At 63.5% G+C, this 26,283-nt stretch carries 28 protein-coding genes; 16 read left to right on the forward strand and 12 right to left on the reverse strand.

Annotated features, from left to right (window positions below):
* Positions 1–330: 330 nt before the first annotated feature.
* The 3 genes from MUW49_RS00155 to MUW49_RS00165 form a co-directional block, all read right to left on the reverse strand.
* Positions 331–1,089 carry a DeoR/GlpR family transcriptional regulator gene (locus MUW49_RS00155; RefSeq protein WP_010674233.1) on the reverse strand — a complete coding sequence of 253 codons (759 nt, stop codon included), beginning with the start codon at positions 1,087–1,089 and terminating at the stop codon, positions 331–333.
* A 101-nt stretch (positions 1,090–1,190) separates the two neighbouring features.
* Positions 1,191–2,558, reverse strand: coding sequence for a glycerol-3-phosphate transporter (glpT, locus tag MUW49_RS00160; RefSeq protein WP_244812283.1), 1,368 nt, complete (start codon positions 2,556–2,558; stop codon positions 1,191–1,193).
* Positions 2,559–2,605: 47 nt separating this feature from the next.
* Positions 2,606–3,745 carry an RNA-guided endonuclease TnpB family protein gene (locus MUW49_RS00165; protein ID WP_041206863.1) on the reverse strand — a complete coding sequence of 380 codons (1,140 nt, stop codon included), beginning with the start codon at positions 3,743–3,745 and terminating at the stop codon, positions 2,606–2,608.
* Positions 3,746–3,802: 57 nt separating this feature from the next.
* Here MUW49_RS00165 and tnpA point away from each other — a divergent pair, with 57 nt between their 5' ends.
* The 3 genes from tnpA (at position 3,803) to glpK (ending at position 7,180) form a co-directional block, all read left to right on the forward strand.
* Positions 3,803–4,228, forward strand: a complete 426-nt coding sequence (gene tnpA / locus MUW49_RS00170; RefSeq protein ID WP_041205574.1) for an IS200/IS605-like element ISAeme8 family transposase — start codon at positions 3,803–3,805, stop codon at positions 4,226–4,228.
* Positions 4,229–4,774: 546 nt separating this feature from the next.
* A complete protein-coding gene (locus MUW49_RS00175) occupies positions 4,775–5,623 on the forward strand; it encodes an MIP/aquaporin family protein (protein ID WP_042880435.1) in 849 nt (282 codons plus the stop codon).
* Positions 5,624–5,677: 54 nt separating this feature from the next.
* Positions 5,678–7,180, forward strand: coding sequence for a glycerol kinase GlpK (gene glpK, locus MUW49_RS00180; protein ID WP_043155270.1), 1,503 nt, complete (start codon positions 5,678–5,680; stop codon positions 7,178–7,180).
* A gap of 181 nt (positions 7,181–7,361) precedes the next feature.
* Here glpK and MUW49_RS00185 read toward each other — a convergent pair whose 3' ends face one another.
* The gene (locus MUW49_RS00185) at positions 7,362–8,264 is read right to left on the reverse strand and encodes a LysR family transcriptional regulator (RefSeq protein WP_102948237.1); all 903 of its coding nucleotides are present in this window, start codon (positions 8,262–8,264) and stop codon (positions 7,362–7,364) included.
* Positions 8,265–8,432: 168 nt separating this feature from the next.
* Here MUW49_RS00185 and MUW49_RS00190 point away from each other — a divergent pair, with 168 nt between their 5' ends.
* The 5 genes from MUW49_RS00190 to MUW49_RS00210 all read left to right on the forward strand — a co-directional run bounded on the left by MUW49_RS00190 (position 8,433) and on the right by MUW49_RS00210 (position 12,560).
* Entirely contained in the window at positions 8,433–8,819 is a 387-nt protein-coding gene (locus tag MUW49_RS00190; RefSeq protein ID WP_102948236.1) for a DUF6404 family protein, read from the forward strand.
* Between the two features lie 26 nt (positions 8,820–8,845).
* The gene (locus MUW49_RS00195; protein ID WP_198497448.1) at positions 8,846–9,208 is read left to right on the forward strand and encodes a VOC family protein; all 363 of its coding nucleotides are present in this window, start codon (positions 8,846–8,848) and stop codon (positions 9,206–9,208) included.
* A gap of 467 nt (positions 9,209–9,675) precedes the next feature.
* Positions 9,676–9,966, forward strand: coding sequence for a putative quinol monooxygenase (locus MUW49_RS00200; protein WP_041212774.1), 291 nt, complete (start codon positions 9,676–9,678; stop codon positions 9,964–9,966).
* A 69-nt stretch (positions 9,967–10,035) separates the two neighbouring features.
* Positions 10,036–10,839: a 2,5-didehydrogluconate reductase DkgB gene (dkgB, locus tag MUW49_RS00205; protein ID WP_198497447.1), complete on the forward strand. Its 804-nt coding sequence runs from the start codon at positions 10,036–10,038 to the stop codon at positions 10,837–10,839.
* Positions 10,840–11,390: 551 nt separating this feature from the next.
* Entirely contained in the window at positions 11,391–12,560 is a 1,170-nt protein-coding gene (locus MUW49_RS00210; protein WP_052815812.1) for an MFS transporter, read from the forward strand.
* 61 nt (positions 12,561–12,621) lie between these two features.
* Here MUW49_RS00210 and MUW49_RS00215 read toward each other — a convergent pair whose 3' ends face one another.
* Genes MUW49_RS00215 through MUW49_RS00225 form a run of 3 tightly spaced genes read right to left on the reverse strand, consistent with a single transcriptional unit; the run spans position 12,622 to position 15,462 of the window.
* Complete coding sequence (locus tag MUW49_RS00215) at positions 12,622–12,735, reverse strand: CydX/CbdX family cytochrome bd oxidase small subunit (RefSeq protein ID WP_010674207.1); 114 nt, start codon at positions 12,733–12,735, stop codon at positions 12,622–12,624.
* A 28-nt stretch (positions 12,736–12,763) separates the two neighbouring features.
* Entirely contained in the window at positions 12,764–13,891 is a 1,128-nt protein-coding gene (gene cydB / locus MUW49_RS00220; RefSeq protein ID WP_049636797.1) for a cytochrome d ubiquinol oxidase subunit II, read from the reverse strand.
* Positions 13,891–15,462: a cytochrome ubiquinol oxidase subunit I gene (locus MUW49_RS00225; RefSeq protein ID WP_113725513.1), complete on the reverse strand. Its 1,572-nt coding sequence runs from the start codon at positions 15,460–15,462 to the stop codon at positions 13,891–13,893. Before MUW49_RS00225 ends, cydB begins: the two co-directional genes overlap by 1 nt.
* Positions 15,463–15,582: 120 nt before the next feature.
* Here MUW49_RS00225 and MUW49_RS00230 point away from each other — a divergent pair, with 120 nt between their 5' ends.
* Entirely contained in the window at positions 15,583–17,031 is a 1,449-nt protein-coding gene (locus tag MUW49_RS00230; protein WP_244812284.1) for a PLP-dependent aminotransferase family protein, read from the forward strand.
* A 26-nt stretch (positions 17,032–17,057) separates the two neighbouring features.
* Here MUW49_RS00230 and MUW49_RS00235 read toward each other — a convergent pair whose 3' ends face one another.
* Positions 17,058–17,516, reverse strand: a complete 459-nt coding sequence (locus MUW49_RS00235; protein WP_244812285.1) for a GNAT family N-acetyltransferase — start codon at positions 17,514–17,516, stop codon at positions 17,058–17,060.
* Positions 17,517–17,674: 158 nt separating this feature from the next.
* Positions 17,675–18,325 (reverse strand): tellurite resistance TerB family protein, encoded by a 651-nt coding sequence (locus tag MUW49_RS00240; protein WP_042015902.1) that lies wholly within the window; start codon positions 18,323–18,325, stop codon positions 17,675–17,677.
* A gap of 173 nt (positions 18,326–18,498) precedes the next feature.
* Between MUW49_RS00240 and MUW49_RS00245 the strand changes: the two genes are divergently transcribed.
* From MUW49_RS00245 to MUW49_RS00255, 3 genes are all read left to right on the forward strand, one after another.
* Entirely contained in the window at positions 18,499–18,966 is a 468-nt protein-coding gene (locus tag MUW49_RS00245) for an acyl-CoA thioesterase (RefSeq protein WP_010674201.1), read from the forward strand.
* An 84-nt stretch (positions 18,967–19,050) separates the two neighbouring features.
* Positions 19,051–19,206, forward strand: coding sequence for a pleiotropic regulatory protein RsmS (gene rsmS / locus MUW49_RS00250; RefSeq protein ID WP_010674200.1), 156 nt, complete (start codon positions 19,051–19,053; stop codon positions 19,204–19,206).
* Between the two features lie 20 nt (positions 19,207–19,226).
* The gene (locus MUW49_RS00255) at positions 19,227–19,694 is read left to right on the forward strand and encodes a GyrI-like domain-containing protein (protein WP_141116469.1); all 468 of its coding nucleotides are present in this window, start codon (positions 19,227–19,229) and stop codon (positions 19,692–19,694) included.
* A gap of 16 nt (positions 19,695–19,710) precedes the next feature.
* On the opposite strand, the gene MUW49_RS00260 is transcribed toward MUW49_RS00255, so the two are convergent.
* On the reverse strand, positions 19,711–20,553 hold the full coding sequence (locus tag MUW49_RS00260) for a LysR substrate-binding domain-containing protein (RefSeq protein ID WP_180911703.1): 843 nt from the start codon (positions 20,551–20,553) through the stop codon (positions 19,711–19,713).
* A 115-nt stretch (positions 20,554–20,668) separates the two neighbouring features.
* Here MUW49_RS00260 and MUW49_RS00265 point away from each other — a divergent pair, with 115 nt between their 5' ends.
* Positions 20,669–21,178 (forward strand): nucleoside deaminase, encoded by a 510-nt coding sequence (locus tag MUW49_RS00265; protein ID WP_041215485.1) that lies wholly within the window; start codon positions 20,669–20,671, stop codon positions 21,176–21,178.
* Positions 21,171–22,403, forward strand: coding sequence for an MFS transporter (locus MUW49_RS00270; RefSeq protein ID WP_244812286.1), 1,233 nt, complete (start codon positions 21,171–21,173; stop codon positions 22,401–22,403). The genes MUW49_RS00265 and MUW49_RS00270 overlap by 8 nt, the downstream gene beginning before the upstream one ends.
* A gap of 86 nt (positions 22,404–22,489) precedes the next feature.
* Here the strand turns inward: MUW49_RS00270 and rluF are convergent, their stop codons facing one another.
* Positions 22,490–23,503, reverse strand: a complete 1,014-nt coding sequence (gene rluF, locus MUW49_RS00275) for a 23S rRNA pseudouridine(2604) synthase RluF (protein ID WP_052814630.1) — start codon at positions 23,501–23,503, stop codon at positions 22,490–22,492.
* A 570-nt stretch (positions 23,504–24,073) separates the two neighbouring features.
* On the opposite strand from rluF, the gene gdhA reads away from it, so the two are divergent.
* Together gdhA and MUW49_RS00285 are read left to right on the forward strand one after the other, a co-directional pair.
* Positions 24,074–25,417: an NADP-specific glutamate dehydrogenase gene (gdhA, locus tag MUW49_RS00280; protein WP_113725519.1), complete on the forward strand. Its 1,344-nt coding sequence runs from the start codon at positions 24,074–24,076 to the stop codon at positions 25,415–25,417.
* A gap of 143 nt (positions 25,418–25,560) precedes the next feature.
* On the forward strand, positions 25,561–25,764 hold the full coding sequence (locus MUW49_RS00285; RefSeq protein WP_113725520.1) for a DUF3955 domain-containing protein: 204 nt from the start codon (positions 25,561–25,563) through the stop codon (positions 25,762–25,764).
* A gap of 136 nt (positions 25,765–25,900) precedes the next feature.
* On the opposite strand, the gene MUW49_RS00290 is transcribed toward MUW49_RS00285, so the two are convergent.
* The coding region (locus tag MUW49_RS00290) for a transposase (RefSeq protein WP_244812287.1) at positions 25,901–26,283 on the reverse strand (383 nt) is incomplete at its 5' end.

The raw sequence follows: 26,283 nt of genomic DNA on the forward strand, positions 1-26,283 counted from the left end.
ACAATGCTAAAAATGCTGCCAGTCGGTGACGGCCTGGCAAGGCTAAGGTCTGCCGGAAACAGCCATTTCGGGCAGGGAGGAGAACAAAGAGTCCCGGATGGGGGCGCCCATGGGGCAAGGTGATGAACGCGATGGCGTGAATCCCTCGCAGGCGCCTAGCATCGGTGCAAACCGGGTGCCCGAGTGCGGGGGCAACATCAGGGGGTCAAAGAAGGAGTGTCAGCGCCAGGAACTGGCCGCTTAGGCGACGCAAGGGAGACGCCGCAGGCCGGGAGGGGGCAGAAAAAAAAGCGGCCGCCCCGAGGCGGCCTGATGCCTGTGCGGGGAAGCTCAGCAGATATGGCAGGCGATCTGATGCTGGGACATCAGTCGCATCAGCTTCTCCGGCGGCTCCTGATCCGTGAACAGGGCGTGGATCTGGTTGAGGTTGCCGAGGTTGACCATGGCGTTGCGGCCAAACTTGGTGTGGTCGGCGGCCAGGAACACCTGGCGGGAGTGGGCGATGATGGCCTGGGCGATTTTCACCTCGTGATAGTCGAAATCGAGCAGGGAACCGTCGCTGTCGATGCCCGAGATGCCGATGACGCCGTAGTCCATGCGAAACTGGCCGATGAAGTCGCGGGTCGCCTCCCCGACGATGCCGCCATCCCGGTTGCGAATTTCGCCGCCGGCGATGATGACGGTGAAGTCATCCTTGGCGGTCAGGATGCTGGCGACGTTCAGGTTGTTGGTGACCACGCGCAGCTCCCGGTGGTCGAGCAGGGCACGGGCGATGGCCTCGGTGGTGGTGCCGATGTCGATAAAGAGCGACGAGCCGTCGGGGATGTTGGCGGCTACTTCCCGGGCGATGCGCTCCTTCTCCTTGAGCTGCATCACCTTGCGGGCGCTGTAGGCGGTGTTGACGGTGCTCGAATGCAGTGAGGCCCCGCCGTGATGGCGCCGGATCTTGTTCTGTTCGGCGAGATCGTTGAGATCCCGGCGAATGGTCTGGGGGCTGACGTCAAAATGGGTCACCAGATCGTCGGTCGAGACGAAACCCTGCCGGGTCAGAACGTCCAGGATCTCCAGATGTCGTTGGGTTTGCTTCACGCTTGCACTCCGCAGATGAGACGAAAAAAGGCCCCGGCAGGTGCGGGGCCTTTGGCAGTGTACCTGATCCCTTTTCCAATCGATAAGGGCAGGATCACGTTTTATGCCTTATGGGCAGCCGCCTTGGCGGCAATCGACTCGTTCTCGTGCTTGAGGGTCATGGCCAGCAGGATGATGGAGAGCATGCAGGAGACGGTGAGCACCATGAAGCCGCCGTCCCAGCCGAAGTGGTCAACGGTATAGCCCAGCATGGCGTTGGCCGCGACCGCGCCACCCAGATAACCGAACAGGCCGGTGAAGCCCGCCGCGGTACCGGCCGCCTTCTTGGGCGCCAGCTCCAGGGCGTAGAGGCCGATCAGCATGACGGGGCCATAAATCAGGAAGCCGATGGCGACCAGGGCCATCATGTCGATGGTCGGGTTGCCTGCCGGGTTGAACCAGTAGACCAGCACGGAAAGGGTCACCAGCACCATGAATAGGATGCCTGCCGGGGCACGGCGGCCGTTGAACATCTTGTCGGAGATCCAGCCGCACAGCAGGGTGCCCGGGATCCCCGCCCACTCATAGAGGAAATAGGCCCAGGAGGAGTGATCCACGCTGAAGTCCTTGGCCTCTTTCAGATAGGTGGGCGCCCAATCCAGCACGCCGTAACGGATGAGGTAGACGAAGGCGTTGGCGATGGCGATGTACCAGAGCAGCTTGTTGTGCAGCACGTACTTCATGAAGATCTCCTTGGCGGAGAACTCCTGCTCGTGGCTTTCGTTGTAATCCTTCGGGTAGTCGTTCTTGTACTCCTCAATGGGGGGAAGACCGACCGATTGCGGGGTATCGCGCATCACGAAGAAGGCGATCACTGCGATGGCCGCCGCCGCCGCCGCAGGCACATAGAAGGCGCTGCGCCAGTCGTTGAACCAGCCCATGCCGAGGATGAACAGGGGGCCTATCATGCCGCCGCCCACGTTGTGGGCCACGTTCCAGACCGAGACGATCTCACCCCGCTCCTTCTGCGACCACCAGTGCACCATGGTGCGACCGCAGGGGGGCCAGCCCATGCCCTGTGCCCAGCCGTTCAGGAACAGGAGCACGAACATGATACCAATGCTGGAGGTAGCCCAGTGCATGGTCCCCATCATGAACATGATGCCTGCCGAGAGCAGCAGACCGGCGGAGAGGAAGTTGCGCGCGTTGGATCTGTCCGACACGTTCCCCATCAGGAATTTGGAGAGACCGTAGGCGATGGAGACGCCGGAGAGGGCCAGACCCAGATCCCCGCGGGAGAAGCCCTGCTCGATGAGGTAGGGCATCGCCAGACTGAAGTTTTTCCGTACCAGGTAGTAACCCGCATACCCGAAGAAGATCCCGAAGAACACCTGCCAACGCATGCGTTTATAGAAGGGATCCACCTTGTCGGCCGGCAGCCGGTCGATATGGGGTGCAGGCCTGAAGAGAGTGACTGCTCCCCGCCGCAAGCGGCGAGGCTTCCCACTTCTTAGGCCGCTACTGCCGAATTGGCAGATTAACGCTGGCCTCCATGGGTAGAAACGACGTGTCCCGCCGCCTTTAATTCCAATATGCCTTGTTGCTGGATATTCATGGCCGCGTTAATGTCGCGGTCATGCCCTGCCCCACACGCTGGACATACCCACTGCCGCTGATGCAACGGCATGTCCGGCATCTTGTGGCCGCAATCGCTACACAGTTTCGAGCTGGCAAACCACTGATCAAGTTTGATTAGGTGGCGACCCGCCGCTTGTGCCTTGTACTCCAGCTTCATGATGAAACCATGCCAACCAGCATCGCCAATGGCGCGGGCCAGTTTGTGATTTTTCATCATGTTCGCTGATTTCAATGTCTCCACGATGACCGCTTGGTTTTCGTCAACCATCGTGTGAGAGAGTTTGTGCTGAAAATCGGCGCGGGCATTGGCTACCCGTTCGTGCAGGGCGGCCAGTTGCCGTCTTGCCTTGCCACGGTTGGCGCTGCCCTTTTTCTTGCGAGACAGTGCCTTTTGCTTGCGTCGTAGATTGCGACTGGCGTTGATAAGGTGGCGTGGATTGGCAATCTTTTTGCCGCTCGACTCAATGAGGTAGTGGGACAGCCCCATATCACAGCCAGTCACGTCCGTGATGAAGGTGGGCTTGGCGGGAGCCTCGCAGCCATCCTCGCAAAGGATGGAAGCATAGTATTTCCCTGTCGGGCCACGGCTGACTGTGATGCTGGATACCACGCCGATAATATCTCGATGAATGACCGCCCTGATGGGCGTCATCTTCGGCAACTGGATAGCCGCTGTGAGCACCTTTCCGTTGGGGTGATAGCTGGATTGCCTGCCCCGTTTGCTCTTGAAGGTAGGCATTCGTGCCTTGAGCTTGGGATTGAAGAAGTTGGCGAATGCCTTGTCGAGATTAATCACCGCTTGCTGCAAGGCGAGTGAATCGTACTCCTTTAGCCAGCCGTATTTGCGCGATTTTTTCGCCACTGCGAGCATGGGTTTCAGGTCGCGTTTCGGTTTCAGTGAAATCCCGTGACGCTTGAACATGTGTCGTTGAATATGAAGGGCCTTGTTGTACGCGAACCGCACCGCGCCGAACTGGGCATTCAAGAATGCCGCTTGTTCGTCGGTCGGATAAATGCGTACTTTCGTTGCTCTTCTCAAAGTCACCGCTCGCTACTAGGATACCCATACAGTATGACTTTTAACGGAGTATTGCAAGTGAGTGTGCATCATGATGATTTGACTAGGTATCTGCGGAGGCGTCACTCCGTCAGCAAGCTAGTTGTGCATTTAATCTTCACCACGAAGTACCGCCGCAAACTGCTTGATGGCACCATGATCGAGCAGATGCGCGGCGCATTTTTATCTGCGGCAGAGAAGTTGGAGATCGACATTCTGGAGATGGATGGCGAAGCCGATCACGTTCATCTGCTCGTAGCCTATCCACCGAAGTTGGCCGTCAGTGTGTTGGTCAATAATTTGAAGTCGATCAGTAGCCGCCAGATCCGCATATTGAATACGCACCTACGAAAGCAAAGTAATAGCGGGCTCCTGTGGTCGCGCTCTTACTTTGCTTGCAGTGCTGGCGGGGCCACTATCGAAACGCTCAAGGCGTATGTGGCCTCGCAGAACACACCAGATTAGCTCCCCTTATATCCCCGCCCGATTGGGCGAGGGTTTACGGGGCAGTTGCTAAGCATGTTCTGCTTCCTTTTATTGTTGTTCTGGGCGGTTGAGGACGCCCCGCTCATGCCGGCGATCAGACGCGTCTTGATTCGCAAGCGAGCTTATTGTGCTCATTTGTGAACATTTAATCTGTGATGAGCGCTAAATTATTGCAGTTTTATTACAAAAATTGTGACGCTGTGAGTGAACGCGCATCCAGGGTCAGCCCACGCATGGCGTGGCTTTTGGCTACTCACTAAGGAGTAATATGGCCGACAACTGTTGCTTTTCGTCACATTTTCTTAGCAATGAATGGGATCTTGCCCACATTTCCGGTGGCGGGGGGATGGTGAATTGACGCAGAAGGTTTATTTTCTCTCTCGTCCAAGAACGAGCGCAAACGAGCATAACGTTTGCGCAAGCTCAAAAAACAAGAAGAAACGTTTTCGGGCGCAATGAATGGGAATGAAAGATAACAAAACGGAACATCAAACCTACTGTGGGTGGATATAAGGAATAACAACTATGAGCATACAAAGACCCAATACCCTGCTTGGCGAGTGCCTCGCCGAGTTTATCGGCACCGGCCTGCTGATCTTCTTCGGCGTCGGCTGCGTGGCCGCCCTGGTGCTGGCTGGCGCCAACTTCGGGCAATGGGAAATCTCCATTACCTGGGGCCTGGGTGTCGCCATCGCCATCTATGTCACCGGTGGCATCTCCGGTGCCCACCTCAACCCTGCCGTGACCCTGGCACTGATGACCTTCTGCGGCTTTGACAAGCGCAAGGTGGTGCCCTTCATCATCGCCCAGATAGCCGGGGCATTCGCCTCCGCCGCCCTGGTCTACGCCCTCTACAGCAACCTGTTCACCCAGTGGGAGCTGACCCACAACGTGGTGCGCGGCAGCGTCGAGAGCCTCGGCACCGCAGGCATCTTCTCCACCTACCCCAATGCCCTGCTCTCCAACATGCAGGCTTTCGCGGTCGAGATGGTGATCACCGCCGTCCTGATGCTGGGCATCATGGCACTGGGTGACAACAACAACGGCGCCCCCAAAGGCTTCGCCGCCGCCCTGCTCATCGGCATCCTGATCGCGGTGATCGGCGCCTCCCTCGGCCCCTTGACCGGCTTTGCCATGAACCCGGCCCGTGATTTCGGCCCCAAACTGTTCGCCTTCGTGGCTGGCTGGGGTGACGTGGCCCTGACCGGTGGTCGTGACAACCCCTACTTCTGGGTCCCCATCCTTGGCCCCATCGTCGGCGCCCAGATCGGTACCGCCCTGTATGTGAAAGTGCTGGCTCCCTGCGTCCCGGGCAACCGCGTCGCCACCGAAGAAGCCTCCAAGCTGTCTAACAAAGAAGAGGCCGCCGCCTGAGAGCGGCCCTCCCCAACGTGTAACAACGTGGAAAATAAAAACGTGGAGAACATCATGTCTGCTGAAAAGAAATTTGTCGTTGCGCTGGACCAGGGCACCACCTCTTCCCGTGCCATTGTCTTCGATCAGGACGCCAACATCGTCGCGACCTCCCAGCGCGAATTCACCCAGCACTACCCGAAAGCGGGCTGGGTCGAGCACGACCCCATGGAGATCTGGGCGACCCAGTCCTCCGTCTTCACCGAAGTGCTGGCCAAGAGCGGCCTGCACAGCGAGCAGATCGCCGCCATCGGCATCACCAACCAGCGTGAAACCACCGTCGTCTGGGAAAAGGCCACCGGCAAGCCCATCTACAACGCCATCGTCTGGCAGTGCCGCCGCACCGCGGCCATCTGTGAAGAACTCAAGGCCCGGGGCCTTGAAGAGTACGTTCGCGAAAACACCGGCCTGGTGCTGGATGCCTACTTCTCCGGTACCAAGGTGAAGTGGATCCTGGACAACGTGGAAGGGGCCCGGGAGAAGGCAATGAACGGCGAGCTGCTGTTCGGCACCATCGACACCTGGCTGGTGTGGAAGATGACCAACGGCGAGGTGCACGTCACCGACCCGACCAACGCCTCGCGCACCATGCTCTACAACATCCGCGACCTGAAGTGGGATGAGCGCATGCTGGACGAGCTGGGCATCCCCGCCTCCATGCTGCCGCAAGTCAAACCCTCCTCCGAGGTCTATGGCTACACCACCCGTGGCGGCGGCGCCCGCATCCCCATCGCCGGTATCGCCGGTGACCAGCAGTCCGCCCTGTTCGGCCAGCTCTGCTTCGAAAAAGGGATGGCCAAGAACACCTACGGTACCGGCTGCTTCATGCTGATGAACACCGGCACCGAGCCGGTTCGCTCCAGCAACGGCCTGCTGACCACAGTCGCCATCGGCCCGAAAGGGGAAGTGAATTATGCCCTCGAGGGTGCGGTATTTATGGGTGGCGCCACCATCCAGTGGCTGCGCGATGAGCTCAAGATCATCCACGATGCCCGCGATACCGACTACTTCGCGAGCAAGGTAGGCGACACCAACGGCGTCTACCTGGTGCCGGCCTTCGTGGGCCTGGGCGCCCCCTACTGGGATCCGTATGCTCGCGGCACCATGGTCGGCCTGACCCGTGGCGCCAACCGCAACCACATCATCCGCGCTGCGCTGGAATCCATCGCCTACCAGAGCCGCGACGTGCTGGATGCCATGCAGCAGGACTCCGGCATCAAGCTGGCAGCCCTGAAGGTGGATGGCGGCGCCGTGGCCAACGACTTCCTGATGCAGTTCCAGGCCGACATGATGCACACCCCTGTGGTGCGTCCGACCCGCATCGAGACCACCGCCATGGGCGCCGCCTTCCTGGCCGGCCTCGCCGTGGGCTTCTGGAAGAGCTCCGACGAGCTGGAAGACAAGTTCAGCGTGGACCGCGAGTTCATTCCGCAGATGGACCGCGACGATCGCGCCAAGCGCTACAGCGGCTGGAAGAAGGCGGTGGAACGCTCACGCCGCTGGGCCGAAGAGGAGTGATGGGGTAACCAACGCGTCCTTGAGATGAAAAAAGCAAAGAGGCCGACAGCGATGTCGGCCTCTTTTTATTGGCGAGCACGACTGTTCTGACCGCCCCCGACCCCAGCCCTCCCCTTGCCAAGGGGTGGGAGAAAATGACCCCTCCCCCTCGTGGAGGGGGTTGGAACTGTCGACAAGCCCTCTACAACGCCTCAGCACCGAGCTGCTCTTTCAGGAAATCGAGCCAGACCCGCAGCCGGATGTCCCGCTGGGCATCGGAGTAGAAGACCGCATGGATGGGGCGCGAGGCGCCGCTGTTGCTGCGGGCCAGCACCTCCACCAGCGCCCCGCTCGCCCTGTCATCCCCCGTCATGAAGTCCGACAGGCAGACGATCCCCTGCCCCGCCAGCGCCAGCTGACGCAAGGTTTCCCCGCTGCTGGCCCGCAGGGTCGGGGTGATGGCGAATCGGTCCCCCTGCTCCTCGCTCAATAGGGGCCAATGATTGAGGTGATCGGGGTGCAAAAAACCGAGCAGCTCGTGGCCAGCCAGCAAGTCAGCTGGCTGGCGCGGGGTACCGCGTGCCTTCAGATAGTCGGGGGAGGCCAGCAGCCGCAGCCGCGAGCGGCCAAGGGGCAGGGCCCGCAGGGAGGAGTCCGTCAGCTCGCCGATGCGAATGGCCATGTCCACCCGCCGCTCCATCAGGTTGATGAAGCCCTCGGAGCTGTGCAGTTGCAGCTCGATGGCGGGGTAGCGGCGGCGAAACTCGCCGATGATGGGCACCAATCTATGCAGGATGAAGGGGGTGGCGGCGTCCACCCGCAATATGCCCTCCGGCTGCTCCCGGCGCATCAGCAGCAACCCTTCCGCCTCGCTCATCTCGGCCAGGATCTTCACCGCCCGCTGATAGAACCAGCTCCCCTCCTCGGTCAGGCTGACCCGGCGGGTGGTGCGGTTGAGGAGCACGGTGGCGAGCTTCTCTTCGAGGCGCTTGATGCCGCGGCTCACCACGGAATTATCCATGCCGAGATTCTCCGCCGCCTGGCGAAAGCTGCCCGCCTCCACCACCGCCACAAACAGGGTCAATTCATCGGAATGGGTCTTCATTGTTGTCATCCTGGCAAGAGTAATGGGTCTTTATAGGTGCAATGGCCGGGAGTTGGCAAGACAGGCGTCGCTTCGTATCGTGACGCACCACCTGTTTTATCTGCGCCCTTGCCAGTACAATGCCGCCAACCGGCACCGTATGGCGCCACACTATGACAGGGACGATCCATGACATTCGACAACAGGCTGGCCGCCGCCCATCGGGAGCTGGCCGAGAAGGGCGTGCAAACGCTCAACTACAACCCGCCGATCATCTGGCTGCTGCGAAAGGCGGGGTTCACCATCAGGCCGCCCCACTACGAACGCTTTCTGATCAACGTTCTTGCCCTGGGACTCCCCATCGGCGCTATCTGGGGGGTGTTGATGTGGTGCCTCGGCTGGCAGGATGAGGTGAGCCCGGGGTTTGCCCTGCGCCAGAGCCTGCTGTTTGGCATCGGGCTCGGTCTGCTGATGGGGACCTGGTTCTGGTTTAGGCGCAAGCAGCTCAAGCTGACCCCCTGGGACGCCTTGCCCCACTCCACGAGCCGCACGCAAAAGCGCTGGCAACCGAAATAACCACCGATGTCGACAAGGAGCGCCTTATGACCAGGGCCCATGAAAAACTGAACTATGTGGAGTTTGCGGCCAGGGATATTGCCGCCACCAAAGCCTTCTTTCAGGCCGCTTTCGGCTGGCAGTTCGCCGACTACGACCCCGATTATTGCGCCTTCGAGGGAGAAGGGCTGGATGGCGGCTTCTACCGCACCGAACTGTGCAGCCAGAGTGCTCAGGGCGGGGCGCTCCTGGTGTTCTACAGCGCCGATATCGAGGCGACCCAGAGCAAGGTAGCCGGCGCAGGGGGCACCATAGTGCGCCCCCTGTTCGATTTTCCCGGTGGCCGCCGTTTCCACTTTGTGGAACCCAGCGGCAACGAGTTTGCGGTCTGGTCCGAACCGGCGGCCTGATGGCGAGGGGGGGCGAGAAACAATTCAGCCCCACCCCCATATACCAAGCCAGCCGTTGTCCCTAGTTGTATCAACAACAAAAAGCCTGAGTGAACATATTTTTGTGATCTTTGCGCTGCCAATTAGAGGACCAAATAGATTATCATCGCCATTCGATGCCAACTCCATGATTGGTAACCTCTATGGAAAGTGCGAACAAGTATCCCAAGAACAAAAAATGAAAATTTTAGTCATTTAATATCAATGGGTTACCAGTAAATGCTCTCGTGCCATATGACTTATTCGCACCTTCCCTAGATTTGTACATATGGATTGTACAAATCTAGCTATCACCTGACACCGCCCTTTGTCGGTGGCATTTATGTGCCCCATTGCTGCTCTTATCTCAATAGTGTTTTGCTACTGCTGCCCTGTTTCCCCCAGTCTGTGGCGGGCATACTGACCGCCGATATTGCAAGGAGGTTCAGATGCCATCCCCCCTGATTGTGATTGCCCAGCTTGACGCCAAACCCGAATTCGCCGCCCAGTTTCGCGCCGCCCTCGAGCCGCTGATCGCCGCTACCCTGCAAGAGCCAGGGTGCCTTCGCTACCAGTTGCATCAGAGCCTGGAGAGCCCCCATAGCTGGATGCTGTACGAGGAGTGGGAGAGTGAAGCCGCCCTGCTCGCCCACCAGCAGCAGCCCCACTACATCGCCTTTGCCAGCCTCGCCTCCCCCTGGTTTGCCAACCGGGTCGTGAGCCGCTACCGGCGCGCCTGACTGCCTCCGCCCTCGGCGCAGGCAAAGCCCATCATTTTACGCAGTAGAAACACTAACCTGAGGAATTTGATGATGAAGATGCCCAACCTGGGTCTTGGAACCTTCCGCCTGAAAGATCAGCCACTTCGCGACTCCCTGCTCCAGGGGCTGGAACTTGGCTACCGCCATATCGACACCGCCCAGATCTATGACAACGAGGCCGAAGTCGGCCAGTTGATGAGCGAGAGTGGCGTGCCCCGCCAGGATATTTACCTGACCACCAAGGTGTGGACCAGCGAGTTCGGTCCGGGCAAGGTGATCCCGAGCCTGGAAGTGAGCCTGGAAAAACTCGGCACCGACTATCTGGATCTGGCGCTCATTCACTGGCCCTCCCCCCAGGATGAGGTGCCGATGGCGGTCTATCTGGAGCAGCTCGCCGAGGCCAAAGCCCGGGGCCTGACCCGGGAGATCGGGGTCTCCAACTTCACCGTGGCCCAGCTTAAAGAAGCCATCAAGATTTTGGGGCCGGGCGCCATCGCCCACCAGCAGGTGGAGATCCACCCCCTGCTGCAAAACCGCAAGGTGGTGGAGTTCTGCCAGGCCCACGGCATCGCCATCACCGCCTACATGCCGCTCGCCTATGGCAAGGTGCTCGCCGAGCCGCTGCTGATGGAGATCGGCCAGCGCCACGGCGTCTCGGCGGCCCAGGTGTCGCTGGCCTGGCTGCTGGCCCAGGGCATGACGGTGATCCCGAGCTCTACCAAACGGGAGAATCTGGCCGCCAACCTGGCTGCGCTGAAGGTGCAACTCAGTCGCGATGAGATGGCCGCCATCGCCACCCTGGATCGGGGTGAGCGCTGCGCCAACCCGGACTTTGCGCCGAATTGGGATTAAACCATGGCCTCTCGATTTGGCGGTGGATAGCGGCGACCCTCACGAACAGACTGCAACCACGGGCTATCCCCTCTCCCTATGGGAGAGGGTGAGGGCAGGCTCTTCTATTCAGGTCATCAGGCCTTCAACCAGATAGCCCCCTCATCCCCAGCCCTTCTCCCGCAAGGGGAGAAGGGAGCAAAGAAAACCCGACACCATCGACGAGAACCTGAGCGGGAGGCACTGTGCCTCCCGTTTTTTTGTCTCAATACCGGGCGCGACTGCCACCTTCCCTTGCCCTTTCCTCTTTGTGCCCCTGCCTTTTTGTCCCCAGCTTCCTCTATACGCCTTGCCTCTATACGCCTTGCCTCTACAGGCTTTGCCTCTGCATTCACTTGTGCTGCATGGCCGTGTGTGTCTCGCGGCCTCGCCCACTCCCGGAACCCCATTTCACGGCCCCATTGCTGCTGATTTGGCAAAAGTAATTTGACGTTGCCGTCATTTTTACCAACAAACACCCTCGGCATACTGGCGCCATTCTCCCGTCGGGAGTCCCAATCCAAGGAGTTGTTATGCCACTGGCGTTATTTGCCCTCACCTTAAGTGCCTTTGCCATAGGCACCACCGAATTCGTGATCGTGGGGCTCATCCCCACCATCGCCGAGCAGCTCAATGTCTCGCTCCCCTCGGCGGGCCTCCTGGTCAGCCTCTATGCCCTCGGCGTCGCCATCGGCGCCCCCGTGCTCACGGCACTCACCGGCAAGCTGCCGCGCAAGTGGCTGCTGGTGGGGCTGATGGCCCTCTTCACCGTCGGCAACCTGCTGGCCTGGCAGGCCCCCGGGTACGAGAGCCTGATTGTGGCCCGCATCCTCACCGGGCTGGCCCACGGGGTCTTCTTCTCGGTAGGCAGCACCATCGCCACGGGTCTCGTGGCCAAAGAGAAGGCGGCCAGCGCCATCGCCATCATGTTCAGCGGCCTCACGGTCGCCCTGGTGACCGGCGTCCCGCTTGGCACCTGGATTGGTCAGGTCTTTGGCTGGCGCGAGACCTTCCTGGTGGTGAGCCTGCTCGGCCTCGTCGCCATGGTGGGCAGCCTGCTGCTGGTACCGGGGAACCTGCCGAAGGGGGCCGCCTCCAGCGTTCGCGAGCAGCTCTCGGTGCTCACCAAGAAACCGCTGCTGCTGGTCTACGCCAAGACGGCGCTCGGTTACGGCGGTGCCTTCACGGCGTTTACCTTCCTCGCCCCCATCCTGCAACAGGTGAGCGGCTTTAGCGCCGGCGCGGTGAGCCTCATTCTGCTGGTGTACGGGGTATCGGTCGCCGTCGGCAATATATGGGGCGGCAAGCTCGCCGACCGGATGGGCCCATTGCCTGCGCTCAAGCTGCTGTTTGCAGGTCTCGCCGTGGTGCTGCTGGTGCTCACCTTCACCGCGCCGCACCCGGTGCTGGCGGTACTGACCGTGCTGGTGTGGGGCGCCTTCGCCTTTGGCAACGTGCCGGGTCTGCAGGTACTGGTGGTGAAACAGGCCGAGCGCCACACCCCCAATGCCGTGGATGTGGCCTCCGGCCTCAACATCGCCGCCTTCAACGTCGGCATTGCGCTGGGCTCCGTGGTCGGCGGTTTCGTGGTGGAGCACCTCGGCCTGATGCACACCCCCTGGATTGGCGCCCTCATCGTCCTGCTGGCCTACGGCCTCACCCATGTCAGCGAAGCGGGCGAGCGCCGCGCCGCCCTTGCCTGACCCCGGGCAAGCAAAAGGCCGACACCCTGTGTCGGCCTTTTTCATGGGCAAGATGCGAGGCTCAGGGCTCCTTGAGATCCTCATCGGCAGCCCAGCGCGCCTCCAGCCAGAGCAGGTTGACCAGCCCGCAGAGCAAGGCGAACCCCAGCCCCAGCAACCAGGTGAAATACCACATATCGCGTTGATCCTTGTGTTGAAGCGGATTAGTAGAGGCTGTGGCCGTGCTGGCGCACCTGTTCGGCGCTGACCCTGCCGCGCACCACCCGATAGACCCAGAGGGTGTAGCCGATGTTGACCGGCATCAGTACCCCGACGATCCCCAGCATGATAAGCAGGGTGCGCTCGCTGGAGGTGCTGTCCCACAGGGTCAGGCTGCTGGCCGGATCCAGGGACGAGGGCAGCACGAAGGGGAAGAGCGCGATGGCCACGGTCAGCATCATGGCGGCGCAGGCACCGCCGCTGGCCACGAGCGCCAGCCCGGACTTGCCGAGGCGGCTTGCCAGCGCGCACACCAGGGGCAGCAGGAGCCCGAGCACAGGCACGGCCCAGAGCACCGGATGGGCGACAAAGTTGCCAAGCCAGCCCGCCGGCACCGCCACCACCTCTTTCATCAGCGGAGTGAGGGCGCCGTTGAGATCGCCGATGGCCGTGATGCGATACCCCGCCATCTCTCCAAGCCAGACGCCGCCAAGGGCAAAGAGGGCGCTCGCCAGGGGGCCGAGCCAGAGGGCGAGGCGGGCGCTGCGCGCCGCTATGGCCCCCAGGGTCTTGCACTGCAGGAAGCTGGCACCGTGCAGCAAGAGCAGCGCCAGCGCCGTTCCCATGGCGGTCAACAGCAGCGGCCAGTGGAACGCAAAGGCGCCATGGTGGATACGAAGGGCCGCATCGAAGCGAAACGGCAGCCCTTGCAGCACCAGGCCAAGGGTGGCACCAAACACCAGGGTCGGCAGCAGACCGCCCACCACCAGGGCACGGTCCCACCAGCGGCGCCAGACCGGGTCCGGCAGCTTGCTGCGATAGTCAAAGCCCACCGGGCGCAAAAAGAGACCGAACAGCAGGAACATGAAGGGCACGTAAAGTGCCGAGAAGGCGGCGGCATAGACCAGGGGCCAGGCGGCAAACAGGGTGCCGGCACCGGCGATGAGCCACACCTGGTTGCCCTCCCACACCGGCCCCACGCTGTTGAGCAGCACCCGCCGCTCGTCATCCGTCTTGCCGACCACGGGCAGCAGCATGCCGACCCCGAGATCGAAGCCATCCATCACCACGAAGCCGACCAGCAGGAAGAGCACCAGCCCCCACCAGATCACTTTCAGGGTTTCGTAATCCATCAGGCAGGACTCCCGTTTTGCAACACTTCACCTTGATAACGACCCGTCTGCAGGCTGGCAGGCCCTTTGCGGATCACATGACGCAACAAGAACAACTCCACCACCAGCAGGCTGCTGTAGATGAGGAAGATGGCGATGAGGCTGAACCAGAGCTGCCCCGGTTGCAGCAGGGAGACGGAGGCCGACACCGGCAGCACGTCGCTGATGGTCCAGGGCTGGCGACCGAACTCGGCCACGAACCAGCCCGCCTCGATGGCAATCCAGGGCAGCGGAATAGACCAGAGCAGGGCCCTGAGCAGCCGCGGGGATTGCACCAGCCGGCCCCGGCACAGTTGCAGGAAGGCGGCAGCAAAGAGCACCAGCAGCGCCACGCCGATGCCCACCATCAGGCGAAAGCTCCAGAACAGCGGCGCCACCTGGGGGATGGAGTCCGCCACCGCCTTGGCGATGGCCCCCTCGTCCGCCTTGCCAATCTCCTTGGCATAGGGGGTGAGCAAGAGGCCGTAGCCCAGATCGCCTCGGTGGCGCTCGAAGGTGGCGCGGGCCGCCTGGTTGCTGCCATCTGCCCGCATCGCTTCGAGCGCCTCGTGGGCCAACATGCCGCTGCGAATGCGCGCCTCGTGCTGCGCTTTCAGATCTTTGAGCCCCGTCACCTGCTCATCCAGGGAGCGGGTGGCGATGATGCCCATCAGATAGGGTATCTTGATGGCCGCGTGGGTGGTCTCGGCACGCTGATCCGGCAGGCCGAACAGGGTGAAGGAAGCCGGGGCGGGCTCCGTCTCCCACTCCGCCTCGATGGCGGCGAGCTTGACCTTCTGCACCTCCCCCGAGCGATAGCCCGACTCGTCCCCGAGCACGATGACAGAGAGGATGGCCGCGAGGCCAAAGCCCGAGGCGATGGCGAAGGATCGCAGGGCGAAGCGCACCTCCATGCCGCGCAGCAGATACCAGCTGCTCACCCCCATCACGAACAGGGAGGCCGCCACATAGCCTGCCGCCACCGTGTGGACGAACTTGACCTGGGCCACCGGGTTGAAGATGACCGCGGCCACGTCCACCAGCTCCATGCGCATGGTCATGGGATTGAACTCGGCGCCGACCGGGTTTTGCATCCAGCCGTTGGCGATGAGGATCCAGAGGGCGGAGAGGTTGGAACCGAGCGCCACCAGCATGGTCACCAGCAGGTGCTGACCGCGGGAGAGCTTGTCCCAGCCGAAGAAGAAGAGGCCCACCAATGTGGACTCGAGGAAGAAGGCCATCAGCCCCTCCACCGCCAGCGGCGTGCCAAAGATATCGCCGACATAGTGGGAGTAATAGGCCCAGTTGGTCCCGAACTGGAACTCCAGGGTGATCCCGGTGGTCACCCCCATCACGAAGTTGATGCCAAACAGCTTGCCCCAGAAGCGAGTGATGTCCTTGTAAATCACCTTGCCGGTCATCACGTAGGCCGACTCGGCGATCACCAGGATCCAGGACAGCCCCAGGGTGAGGGGCACAAACAGAAAGTGGAACATCGCCGTCGCCCCGAACTGTATTCGGGAGAGGCTGACCACATCATCCAGGCTTATCATGCATGACTCTCTATGTTGCATTTAACGGACAGGTTTTCGCCCGCCAAGTACACCATGGTCCATGACACCTATAACAGATGCAGTTATAGTGAAAAACACCTATAACAGTTTGGGCCCACCATGTCCCGCTACGGCCAGTTGGCAGACCAGCTGCAACAGCAGATCACGAGCGGCCTCTGGCAGCCGGGGGAGCGCATCCCCTCCATCCGCCAGAGCTGCAAGACCCATGGCCTCAGCCCCATGACGGTGCTCCAGGCCTATCAGTTGCTCGAAAGCCGGGGCCTCATCCTGGCGCGGCCCCAGTCAGGCTACTACGTCAAGGCCGCGAGCACGGCCCGGCGGGAGAGCCAGCCCCAGCAGGCCCGCTACAGCGGCTCGGTGGACATCAACGATCTGGTGTTCGAGGTGCTGCAGGCGAGCAAGTCACGGGAGCTGGTGCCCCTTGGCATGGCGGTGGCGGACCCGACACTCTTCCCCCACCCCCAGCTCGGCCGGGCCCTCGGCAGTTGCATGCGCCGCCTCGATCCCTTCAGCACGGTGGCAGATCTGCCCCCCGGCAACGAGGCACTGCGCCGCGCCATCGCCCGGCGCTACGCCGGCGAGGGGATGGCGGTGGATCCCCAGCAGATCATCATCACCACGGGGGCCATGGAGGCGCTCTCCCTCAGCCTTCAGGTGCTGACCGAGCCCGGCGACTGGGTGGTGGTGGAGTCCCCCACCTTCTACGGCGCCCTGCAGGCCATCGAGCGGCTCAAGCTCAAGGTGGTGGAGATCCCGGTGATCCCCGGGGTGGGCATCGATCTCGCCCTGCTGGAGGAGGCCCTCGCCCAGCGCCCCGTCAAGGCGTGCTGGCTGATGGGCAATGTGCAGCACCCCCTCGGCCACACCATGCCGGATGAGCACAAGCAGGCACTGATGGGGCTGCTCAACCGCCATCAGGTCCCCCTGGTGGAGGATGACGTCTATGCGGAGCTCTATGTCGGGCGCGAGCGGCCAAGGCCCATCACCCATTGGGATGTGCGGGGAGAGAGCCTGCTGTGCGGCTCCTGGACCAAGTGTCTGGCGCCCGGCTTTCGGGTCGGCTGGGTGGTGGCGAAGCGCCACGCCGAGCGCATCCAGCGGCTGCAACTGATGTCGACGCTCTCGACCAATGTGCCCAGTCAGCTGGCGCTGGCCGACATGTTGCGCCAGGGCGGGGTGGACGCCCACTTTCGCCGCCTGCGCCACACCCTGGCCCAGCGCCAGCAGCAGATGCGGGCAGCCCTGATGCGCCTCTTCCCCGAGGCGCGCATCTCCTCCCCGGACGGAGGCTACTTTCTCTGGCTCGAATTTGACGCCCGCCTCGATGGCCGGGCGCTCTATGCCAGCGCCATCGAACAGGGGGTCTCCATCGCCCCCGGGGCCCTCTTCTCCAGCCAGGGCCAGCACAACCACTGCCTGCGCCTCAACAGCTCCCATCCCTGGAGCCCGCAACTGGACGCGGCCCTCACCCGGCTGGCGGGCCTCATCGCCCGGCAACGGGAAACCTGGCAGAGCCCCCCTGACGCCTCACACGACAAGGGCCCGTAACGGGCCCTTTTGCAAGCGAGTGCGCCTTATCTGGCCATGGTCTGTGACTGGGCCTTGAAGCCCAATCGCTCGTAGAGGGCCCTGGCCCGCTCGTTGAAAGCCATCACCTCCAGGCGCAGCTGGCTTGCGCCCCGCGCCTTGCCCCACTGGTTCCCGTGGGCGATCAGCGCCCGGCCGATGCCCCGGGAGTGCTGCCCCTCATCCACCACCACGGTCGTGATGCGGCAGACGGGCAGCTTGCTGAGAAAGGGGACGCTCTCGTTGAGGTCGATGCGGGCGGTGAGAAAGCCCGCCACCTCCCCCGCCACCACCGCCACGCAGAAAAGACGCGCCTCGTCGGCTATGGCGCCGAGCAAGAAGGCCCTGTCCTCCGGGGACGGGGGGCAGAACACCTCGGGCACCTGCTCGAAGTGGAGCTGACCTATCTGCCGGTTCAGGGCCAGAATGGCGTCGATATCCTGTTCAGTTGCCTTGCGAATGTTCACCTGATGCTCCTTGCAGTGAGGGTCGCCAGCGAGGAAAGAGGCTCGGCGGTCACCCTTTGGAACCCGCATCTTATCGGCTCGTCACGGCAATCAACAGCCCCGGCAACGACAAGGCCCCATGACGGGGCCTTGTGGACAATCCTGATGGCAATGCGGGCTCAGCCCGGCGCCCCCAGCTGGGCCACCTGGCGCTCTATGCTCCCCTTGAGGTTGTCATCCAGCTTCAAGGCACGCGCCAGCTCGTCCAGATAACCGCGCTCCATGAAGTGATCCACCTCGATGGTGAGCAGGGAGGCGAGGTAGACCTCGGTCGCCAGCTCCATGTCCGTCACTTCTCGCGCCAGGACATGGGGGTCGAGGGGGCGGGAGAGCTCGGCGTCAATCCAGCGGGCCGCATCCCGCTCCCCCTGTTCGGTCAGGTACTCCTGGATCTTCTGGCGCTCGGCGGCATCGATGTGGCCGTCGGCCCGGGCCGCCGCCACCATGGCGCGCACCAGCAGGTTGGCGCGGGCATCCAGGGCCTTGCCCTCCAGGGTGTCCAGGGGCTGGGTCGGCTGGGCCGGGGTGGACTGCTGGGTCTGCCAGTCCTGATAGAGTTTGTAGGCCAGCCCCCCGAGAGCTGCCGCCCCCCCCACCGCCGCCACCTTGGTGCCATATTTGCGCATCTTCTTGTTGCCAAGCAGCAGCGCCATGGCCCCGGCGGCCAACCCCCCCTGGGCCATGCCCTTCATCTGGGCCTTGCGCGTGTCACCACCGTCGTTGAGCCAGCCCTTGCCAGCTCCCATCAATTGCTCCAGCATCTGTTTCATGGGGCCTCCTCGCTCGCGTGATGAGTCATGCTGGGCCGCCTGCGCTGAACTCAAGGTGAATGACGGCGCAGACAAGAAGAGGCGCTGGTTGGATCAGTGCCGGCCCCGCCCGCTGCTATTGTCCCCGGGGGACAGCCAAGGAGTCCCCCCTTGCCTCGACATAAGGAAGTACCATGAGCGCCCGTGAACTGACCCTGCAATTTCTCGCCGAACCCGCCGATGTCAACTTTGGCGGCAAAGTCCATGGCGGCATGGTGATGAAGTGGATTGACCAGGCCGGCTACGCCTGCGCCGCCGGCTGGTGTGGCGGCTATGCCGTCACCGTCTATGTGGGGGGCATCCGCTTCTTGCGCCCCATCCAGATAGGCCAACTGGTGGAGGTGCACGCCAAGGTGATCCACACCGGCACCACCAGCATGCACCTGGCGGTGGATGTCTACAGCCGCCACCCCACCGACCCGGAGCGGCGCAAGACCACCCACTGCATCATCATCTTCGTGGCCATGGACGAGCATGGCAAACCCACTCCGGTGCCCCAGTGGCAGCCGGTGAGCGAGAGCGATCTGCAGTTGCAGCAGTACGCCAAAAAGCTGATGGCCCTGCGCGAGGAGCTGGACAAGGAGATGCGCCAGCACATGTGACCCGTCCCGCCCCGGGCAGCCGGGGCGTGTCTTCGCGCCGCCGGGCGCTATAATGGCGACCACCCTTGCCCTTGAGAACCCAAGATGTCCCTGGAAAATGCCCCCCCCGAGGTCCAGCTCGCGGTGGATCTGATTGAACTGCTGGAAACTAACCACATCGCCCCCGCGCTGGCCCTGGCGGCACTCGCCATCGTTCGCCGGGATTATGAGCGCAAGCTCGAGGAAGGTCGGGAGGCCTGAGCGCCCCCGCAGGAGGCACCATGTCAGCACCCATTCGCATCGAACAAGGCCGCGCCATGCTCCTCGGGGGGTTGCGCCGTCACCACCCCTTTGAGCAGGGGGACTTCGCCGGCCAGTGGCGCGACCTCAGCGCCCTGCTTCCCCTGCCGGGCCAGCTCGGGGAGCACGCCTATGGCGTCATCTGCGCCGCCACCGACACCCACTGCGAATACCTCTGCGGGGTGGAGGTCGCCGCCCTGGAGGTGCTGCCTCCCGGGCTTGGCCGCATGCGCATCGCCCCCCAGACCTACGCCATTTTCTTGCATGAGGGGCATGTCGCGACCCTGCCACACACCTGGCGCCAGGCCCTGGCGTGGCTCGCGCAATCGGACTATCAATCTGCCCAGCAGCCGGATTTCGAGCGCTACGGCGCCCGCTTTGACGCCGTCACCGGCAGCGGCGAAGTGGAAATCTGGCTCGCCGTGGTACCAAAACAGGCCCTGGCCTGACCCCTGGCCGCCCGGGCTACCTCGGCCCCATCACCTCGTCACAGAGCGCGATCAGCGCCTCCCCCAGCCGGGCGAGGGGCTCGCTCGTGCCCGGTCCCTGGTGCAGGGCCAGCTCCACCGAGCGCACCGCAGGCCAGTGGGCCAGCACCACCTGATCCGGTTGCAGCAGGCGCGCCGGCAGCAGGCTGACCCCGATCCCCGCGCTCACCGCCCCTTGCAGGCTGGCGAGACTGCCGCTCACGTAGGCGATGCGCCAGGGGATCCCCTCGGCATCCAGGGCGTCGGTCATCTGGCGCCGGTAGAGCCCCTCACTTGGAAACACCACCAGAGGCAGGGGGTCGCGCCCGGCGGCGGGCCACTCCCGGCTGTCAACCCAGGCCAGGGGCTCGCGCCAGCGGGCGATGGGCTCCCCTTGGCCGCGCCCCTGCTTGATGAGGGCCAGATCCAGCTCTCCCCCTTCGAATGCCTGCCACAGGGCATGGCTGAGATCGCTTTGTACCTCCAGCCGCACCTGAGGGTGCGTGCGGGCGAAGGCGGCCAGCACCGGGGTCATGGCCCCCGCGGCAAAATCCTCCGGCACCCCGAGGCGCAGGGGGTGGCTCGCCTCGCTCACCCGCTCCCCCGCCCGGGCCAGCAGCCCCAGGATGCGGCGCGCCAGCCCGAGCAGGGTCTCCCCCTGGGCCGTGGTCACCACCTGGCGGCCGGATCGGTCGAGCAGGGTGCAACCCAGCTGTTGCTCCAGGCGGCGCATCTGCTGGCTCAGGGTGGACTGGGTGAGGTGGATACGCTCGGCGGCGCGGGTAAAGCTGCCGGTTTCGACGATGGCGACGAAGCTCCGCAGCAATTGGGGGTCCAGCAGGGGGCGCTCCATGGGCAATCTCCATTTATAAAACCACTGGAAGTCATTTTATCATTTAATTTCCAAATGATGCGGCGACCCTCTAGGCTGCTGTCCTCCCCCTTTTTGCCAGGATATGACCATGCCACCCCCTTCCCAGTCCGGTGCCCGCCTCCTCAACTCCCTCACCGCCGCCTCGGCCCCCAGCCATCAGGAGTGGCTGGAGCAGGCCCTGCACCTGGCCCTGACCCATCGCCAGCAAGGGGGGCGCCCCTTCGCCGCCCTGCTGGTGAGGGAGAACCGGCTGGTGGCGAGCGCCGTCAACCGCATGCTGGAGGCGGGGGACCCCACCCGTCACGCGGAGCTGGAAGCGCTGCGGGAAGGGAGTCGCCAGGGGCCGCTGGCAGGGGCCATCGTCTATGCCAGCGGGCACCCCTGCCCCATGTGCCTGTCGGCCCTGGTGATGAACGGCATCCAGGCGGTCTACTACGCCTTTGACAACGACGATGCCGCCCCCTTCGGCTATGACAGCCGCGCAGCCTACGCCGCGCTGCGACTGCCGCTGAGTCCGCCGCCCCTGCCCCTCATCAAGCTGGCGAGCCCCATCGCGGCCGAAACCCTCTACGGTCCCCTGCCCCATGCATAAGCGCCTCCTCCCCCCGGGCAGCGGCGCCTTGCTGGTGCTGGTGATCCACATCGCCCTCAACCTGCGCCCCTTCCTCACCGCCATCGGCCCCCTGGCCCCTCGCATCGACGCGAGGCTGGCCCTGGGGGTGGATACCCTGGCCTGGGTCACCCTGCTGCCCCTCTGGCTTATCGGGGTCGGCGTGCTGCTCACCCCGGCGCTCCTGGGTCGCACGGGCCCGCGCCCCCTGCTCGGGACGGCCCTGCTGCTGCTTGCCCTTGGCAGCGCCCTGCGCCTCGATCTCGCGAGTGGCGCCCTGCTCATCGCCAGCGCCGCCCTGTGCGGGCTGGGCTCAGCCCTGGTGCAGGGGGTGCTGCCCGGCCTCATCAAGGAGGGGTTCGCCCAAAAGGTGCCCCTGGTGATGGGGATCTTCTCCGCCTGCATGATGGGGGGCGGGGCGCTCGGGGCCGTGCTCACCCCGCGCCTTGCCGAGTATCTGGACTGGTCTCGGGCGCTGGCGCTCTGGGGCCTGCCGGTGCTGCTGGCCCTCGGCTGGTTGGCCTGGCGGGTGCCCCTGCCCGCCCCGGCCTGCACGCCCGCCCCCACCGGGGAGCAGCGGCTGCACCCCCTGCCCCGCACCTGGCTGCTCATCGCCTGTTTTGGCATCATCAACAGCGGCTACGGCATCGTCGTGGCCTGGCTGGCCCCGGCCTACATGGCGGCGGGCTGGAGCGCCCAGCAAGGGGGCGAGCTGGTGGCCTGGCTCGCCCTGGCCCAGACCGCGAGCGGCCTTGGCCTGCCTCTGCTGGCAGCCGGTCGGCTGGACCGCCGCCCCTGGATGGCGCTGGCCATCACCATGCAGCTGGCGGGCTTTGGCGGCCTCTGGCTCGCTCCCCAGACCGCCCCCCTGCTCTGGTGCTTGCTGTGCGGCGCCGGGCTTGGGGGGAGCTTCTCCCTCATCATGGTGATTGCGCTGGATCACCTGCCCGACCCACGCCGGGCGGGCGCCCTCTGCGCCCTGATGCAGGGGGTCGGCTTCATGGTGGCGGCTACCGGCCCCTGGGTGGCGGCCCGCCTGCACCATGCAAGCGGTGACTTCGCCGCCGCCTGGCAGTGGCAGCTCGGTGCCCTGGTCCTGATGAGCCTGCTGGTGGTGCGTCTCAACCCGCGCCACTACCCAAGGGCCATGGGCCTGCCCCCGGAGCAGGCCATGGCTGTGCAGACGGCAGGCCACAAGCCTGCCTGATCCGGCGAGCACCGGCCTTGGGGGCCAGAAAGCACAACACCGGCCTTGGCCGGTGTTGTTCATCAGGGTGCGGGAAGGCCTGGCGCTCAGCGCCCCTTCTTCTGGCGCCCGCCCTGCCCTGGCCGCGGTTTGCCCGGGGCGGGTTTGCCCCCTTTGCCGGGCGCGCTTTTACCTGCTCCACCTTTGCTGGCAGCCCCTCTGCCCGCCCCGCCCTTGCCTGCGGGGCTCTTCTTCTCGAAGGCCTCGGGACCCGGCACATTGGGCCGCCCGCCAATCTCGTGATCGTCGCTGCGCCGCGGCTTCTTGGCCTGGGCCGGGGTGCCGGCCGCAGCCGCCTTGGGCTTGGCAACCTGAGCCCCCTTGGCCGGTTTGGCCTCGGAGGAGGAGTCCTCAATCAGCTTGAACAGCTCGATCAGCTCGTCGTCGGTGAGATCGCGCCACTCCCCCACCGGCAGCCCCTTGAGGCTGACGTTCATGATGCGGATGCGCTCGAGCTTGGTCACCTCGAAGCCGAAGTGCTCGCACATGCGGCGGATCTGGCGGTTGAGCCCCTGCACCAGGGTGATGCGAAACACGAAGGGGGCCTCTCTCTTCACCTTGCACTTCTTGGTGACGGTGCCGAGGATGGGCACCCCGGCCGCCATGCCCCGGACGAACTCGTCGGTCACCGGCTTGTCCACGGTCACCAGGTACTCTTTCTCGTGATCGTTGCCCGCCCGCAGGATCTTGTTCACCAGATCCCCGTGGTTGGTGAGGAAGATGAGCCCCTGGGAGTCCTTGTCGAGGCGCCCTATGGGGAAGATGCGGGTGCTGTGGTTGACGAAGTCGACGATGTTGTCCTTCTCCCCCGCCTCCGTGGTGCTGACGATGCCCACCGGCTTGTTGAGGGCGATGAAGACCAGGCTGTCGGCTTCGCGCGGCTCGATCACCTGACCGTTGACCTTGACCAGATCCCCGGCAAACACCTGATCTCCCACCCCGGCCCGCTTGCCGTTGATGAAGACGTTGCCCTGCTCGATGAAACGATCGGCCTCACGACGGGAGCAGATGCCGCTCTCGCTGATGTATTTGTTCAGGCGCATGGATTCATCGGCCAGCATGGGTCACCTCCCGGGTCGGATGGGCCTTGAGAATGGCAGGCTGGATCAGCCGCGCTGTGGTCGGGTTCGTCTGCATACAACTCCATGAAATAAGGGCCTGCGCCCTGCATGTTCGGCAAAAAACGCCGCTACAGTAGCACATTGCACGCGCCCGCGCCCGGCCCCGTCGCACCCTGGCTGCTGGCTCACAGGGGGTGCTGCCCCTGATGCAGCAGCAGGCCCCCATTATCCAGCGTGCGGTGACGCCGCGGCCCTGATTGGGCTGCACCGCGCACTCCCCGCCTCTTTTCACTTCATGGTGCTCACTTCATGGGCCGGGCCCCCGCCGCCGAAGATAGGGTGCGGCCTTTGGCAGATAGCCAGATGATCTAATGCTTGATATTTATCCAGCAAAAATGCATAAAAAGATTTTGGTCATCGCGAATTATCTGCTCTGACCCGCCGACGACGGGAAATGACACCCCCATCGGGGCGCAACAACGGGCCCCTTGAGCCCCGCGAACCCTGAAGACGGGCATGATCCCCTCTCTGGCAGGACGCCACTTTCATCATTCACGACAGGAGTTAAAGATGAGTCATTCCCTCTCCCAGGAGGCCTTCCTGGCCCAGGTCGCCAGCCGCAACCCTCACCAGCCCGAGTTCATCCAGGCCGTGAGCGAGGTGATCGCCTCCATCTGGCCCTATGTGGAGCGCCACCCCCGCTACCTGCAACACGGCCTGCTGGAGCGACTGGTGGAACCCGAGCGCCTGGTGCAGTTTCGGGTGAGCTGGGTGGATGACCAGGGTCGGGTGCAGGTGAACCGCGGCTACCGGGTGCAGCACAGCTCCGCCATCGGCCCCTTCAAGGGCGGCATGCGCTTCCACCCCTCGGTGGATCTCTCGGTGCTGAAATTCCTCGCCTTCGAGCAGACCTTCAAGAACGCCCTCACCACCCTGCCCATGGGCGGCGGCAAGGGGGGCAGCGATTTCGATCCCAAGGGCAAGAGCGAAGGAGAAGTGATGCGCTTCTGCCAGGCCCTGATGCTGGAGCTCTATCGCCACCTGGGGGCCAACACTGACGTGCCGGCGGGCGACATCGGGGTGGGCGGGCGCGAGGTGAGCTACATGGCGGGCATGATGAAGAAGCTCACCAACAGCGCCGAGTGCGTCTTCACCGGCAAGGGACTCTCCTTTGGCGGCAGCCTCATTCGTCCGGAAGCCACCGGCTACGGCCTGCTCTACTTTGTCGACGCCATGCTGGCCCATCGCGGCCAGTCCCTCGATGGCCTGCGGGTCTCGGTGTCGGGCTCGGGCAACGTGGCCCAATACGCCATCGAGAAGGCGATGGCCCTCGGCGCCCGGGTCATCACCGCCTCCGACTCCGGCGGCACCGTCTATGATCCGGACGGCTTCACCCCCGAGAAGCTGGCCCGCCTGATGGCGCTTAAAAACGAGCAGCGCAAGCGGGTGGCGGATTACGCCCATGAGCTCGGGCTCGAGTTCTTCAGCGGCCGCACCCCCTGGCACCTGGCGACCGACGTCGCCCTCCCCTGCGCCACCCAGAACGAGCTGGATGCCGAAGATGCGGTGCAGCTTATTGCCAACGGCGTGCAGTTGGTGGCCGAGGGGGCCAACATGCCCTCCAGCGCCGCCGCCATCCGTCTCTTCCACGAAGCAAAGGTGCTGTTCGCCCCGGGCAAGGCGGCCAACGCCGGGGGGGTTGCCACCTCGGGCCTCGAGATGAGCCAGAATGCCCAGCGCCTCTCCTGGACCCGGGAGGAGGTGGACGCTCGCCTCAAGGGGATCATGACCAGCATCCATGCCACCTGTGTCCGTTACGGTCAGGATGATGACCATGTGAACTACGAAAGCGGCGCCAATATTGCCGGCTTCGTCAAGGTGGCCGACGCCATGCTGGCGCAAGGGGTCTGCTGAGCGCCCTGGCCCGGAGCTTCACCCTCAACTCAACGGCAGCCCAAGGGCTGCCGTTGTGTTTTGTGCCTGGCGCGACTTCACACCCTCTTCACCCAGGCATGAAAGTCTCCCATCCGCTCCATCTCGCTGACGAGGATGACAAGATGACGATGAAAATAGGTGCCCTGCTGATCCTGGCCGGGCTCGGCTGCTTTGTGGCCTTCAACCTGCTGGGCTCCACCCTCGATGCCCAGGGATTCCTGCACGAACCCTTTGCCCTGCTGCCCCTGGGCTATCTGCTGCTCTTCACCGGCATAGTGCTCACCGTGATCCCTCTGCTGCGCAAGGGGCGCACCAGGGAGCAATGACACAAATCGCAAGGTGCCAGCAGCTCAGCAATAGCGGCTGATCTCGATGAGGTTCTGATCCGGGTCCAGGCAATAGACCGATTCGTTGACATCCTCCCCCACCTTAGCGCTTCGCGTCACAGGAGGGGGATTCCCATTACTGGGTGATAGCTGCTCGCGCAGTACCGGGTTCCTGCTTCATCGGGCGGCCTGATTGCACCACGCCTCCACAGGCTAAAACGGCGTGTCCCGCCGCTAAAATATTGCGAGCGCCGTTCACATCGGCGTTCGCCTCATAACCACACGCAGCGCATTTAAACTGGCTTTGCGTCTGGCGGTTATCCTTCGCAGTATGCCCACAACAGGCGCACTGCTGGCTCGTGTAGGCCGGGTCTATCGCCAACACCTGACCGCCTCGCCATGCCTGCTTATATTCGAGCTGGCGGCGCAGCTCAAACCAGCCCTGATCTAATATCGAACGATTCAGCCCTGATTTTGCCCGGACGTTGCGCCCCGGCTGGCTGGTCGTGCCCGCTGCTG

This window comes from Aeromonas sp. LsrichE-8G (assembly GCF_022869435.1).
Taxonomy (GTDB): Bacteria; Pseudomonadota; Gammaproteobacteria; order Enterobacterales; family Aeromonadaceae; genus Aeromonas; species Aeromonas caviae.

What these genes read in the sequence shown, in the direction of transcription:
- MUW49_RS00175 (WP_042880435.1), top strand. Translation starts at nt 4,775, where the DNA reads ATGAGCATACAAAGACCCAATACCCTGCTTGGCGAGTGCCTCGCCGAG.
- glpK (WP_043155270.1), top strand. Translation starts at nt 5,678, where the DNA reads ATGTCTGCTGAAAAGAAATTTGTCGTTGCGCTGGACCAGGGCACCACC.
- MUW49_RS00185 (WP_102948237.1), bottom strand. Translation starts at nt 8,264, where the DNA reads ATGAAGACCCATTCCGATGAATTGACCCTGTTTGTGGCGGTGGTGGAG.
- MUW49_RS00190 (WP_102948236.1), top strand. Translation starts at nt 8,433, where the DNA reads ATGACATTCGACAACAGGCTGGCCGCCGCCCATCGGGAGCTGGCCGAG.
- MUW49_RS00195 (WP_198497448.1), top strand. Translation starts at nt 8,846, where the DNA reads ATGACCAGGGCCCATGAAAAACTGAACTATGTGGAGTTTGCGGCCAGG.
- MUW49_RS00200 (WP_041212774.1), top strand. Translation starts at nt 9,676, where the DNA reads ATGCCATCCCCCCTGATTGTGATTGCCCAGCTTGACGCCAAACCCGAA.
- dkgB (WP_198497447.1), top strand. Translation starts at nt 10,036, where the DNA reads ATGATGAAGATGCCCAACCTGGGTCTTGGAACCTTCCGCCTGAAAGAT.
- MUW49_RS00210 (WP_052815812.1), top strand. Translation starts at nt 11,391, where the DNA reads ATGCCACTGGCGTTATTTGCCCTCACCTTAAGTGCCTTTGCCATAGGC.
- MUW49_RS00215 (WP_010674207.1), bottom strand. Translation starts at nt 12,735, where the DNA reads ATGTGGTATTTCACCTGGTTGCTGGGGCTGGGGTTCGCCTTGCTCTGC.
- cydB (WP_049636797.1), bottom strand. Translation starts at nt 13,891, where the DNA reads ATGGATTACGAAACCCTGAAAGTGATCTGGTGGGGGCTGGTGCTCTTC.
- MUW49_RS00225 (WP_113725513.1), bottom strand. Translation starts at nt 15,462, where the DNA reads ATGATAAGCCTGGATGATGTGGTCAGCCTCTCCCGAATACAGTTCGGG.
- MUW49_RS00230 (WP_244812284.1), top strand. Translation starts at nt 15,583, where the DNA reads ATGTCCCGCTACGGCCAGTTGGCAGACCAGCTGCAACAGCAGATCACG.
- MUW49_RS00240 (WP_042015902.1), bottom strand. Translation starts at nt 18,325, where the DNA reads ATGAAACAGATGCTGGAGCAATTGATGGGAGCTGGCAAGGGCTGGCTC.
- MUW49_RS00245 (WP_010674201.1), top strand. Translation starts at nt 18,499, where the DNA reads ATGAGCGCCCGTGAACTGACCCTGCAATTTCTCGCCGAACCCGCCGAT.
- rsmS (WP_010674200.1), top strand. Translation starts at nt 19,051, where the DNA reads ATGTCCCTGGAAAATGCCCCCCCCGAGGTCCAGCTCGCGGTGGATCTG.
- MUW49_RS00255 (WP_141116469.1), top strand. Translation starts at nt 19,227, where the DNA reads ATGTCAGCACCCATTCGCATCGAACAAGGCCGCGCCATGCTCCTCGGG.
- MUW49_RS00265 (WP_041215485.1), top strand. Translation starts at nt 20,669, where the DNA reads ATGACCATGCCACCCCCTTCCCAGTCCGGTGCCCGCCTCCTCAACTCC.
- MUW49_RS00270 (WP_244812286.1), top strand. Translation starts at nt 21,171, where the DNA reads ATGCATAAGCGCCTCCTCCCCCCGGGCAGCGGCGCCTTGCTGGTGCTG.
- rluF (WP_052814630.1), bottom strand. Translation starts at nt 23,503, where the DNA reads ATGCTGGCCGATGAATCCATGCGCCTGAACAAATACATCAGCGAGAGC.
- gdhA (WP_113725519.1), top strand. Translation starts at nt 24,074, where the DNA reads ATGAGTCATTCCCTCTCCCAGGAGGCCTTCCTGGCCCAGGTCGCCAGC.
- MUW49_RS00285 (WP_113725520.1), top strand. Translation starts at nt 25,561, where the DNA reads ATGACGATGAAAATAGGTGCCCTGCTGATCCTGGCCGGGCTCGGCTGC.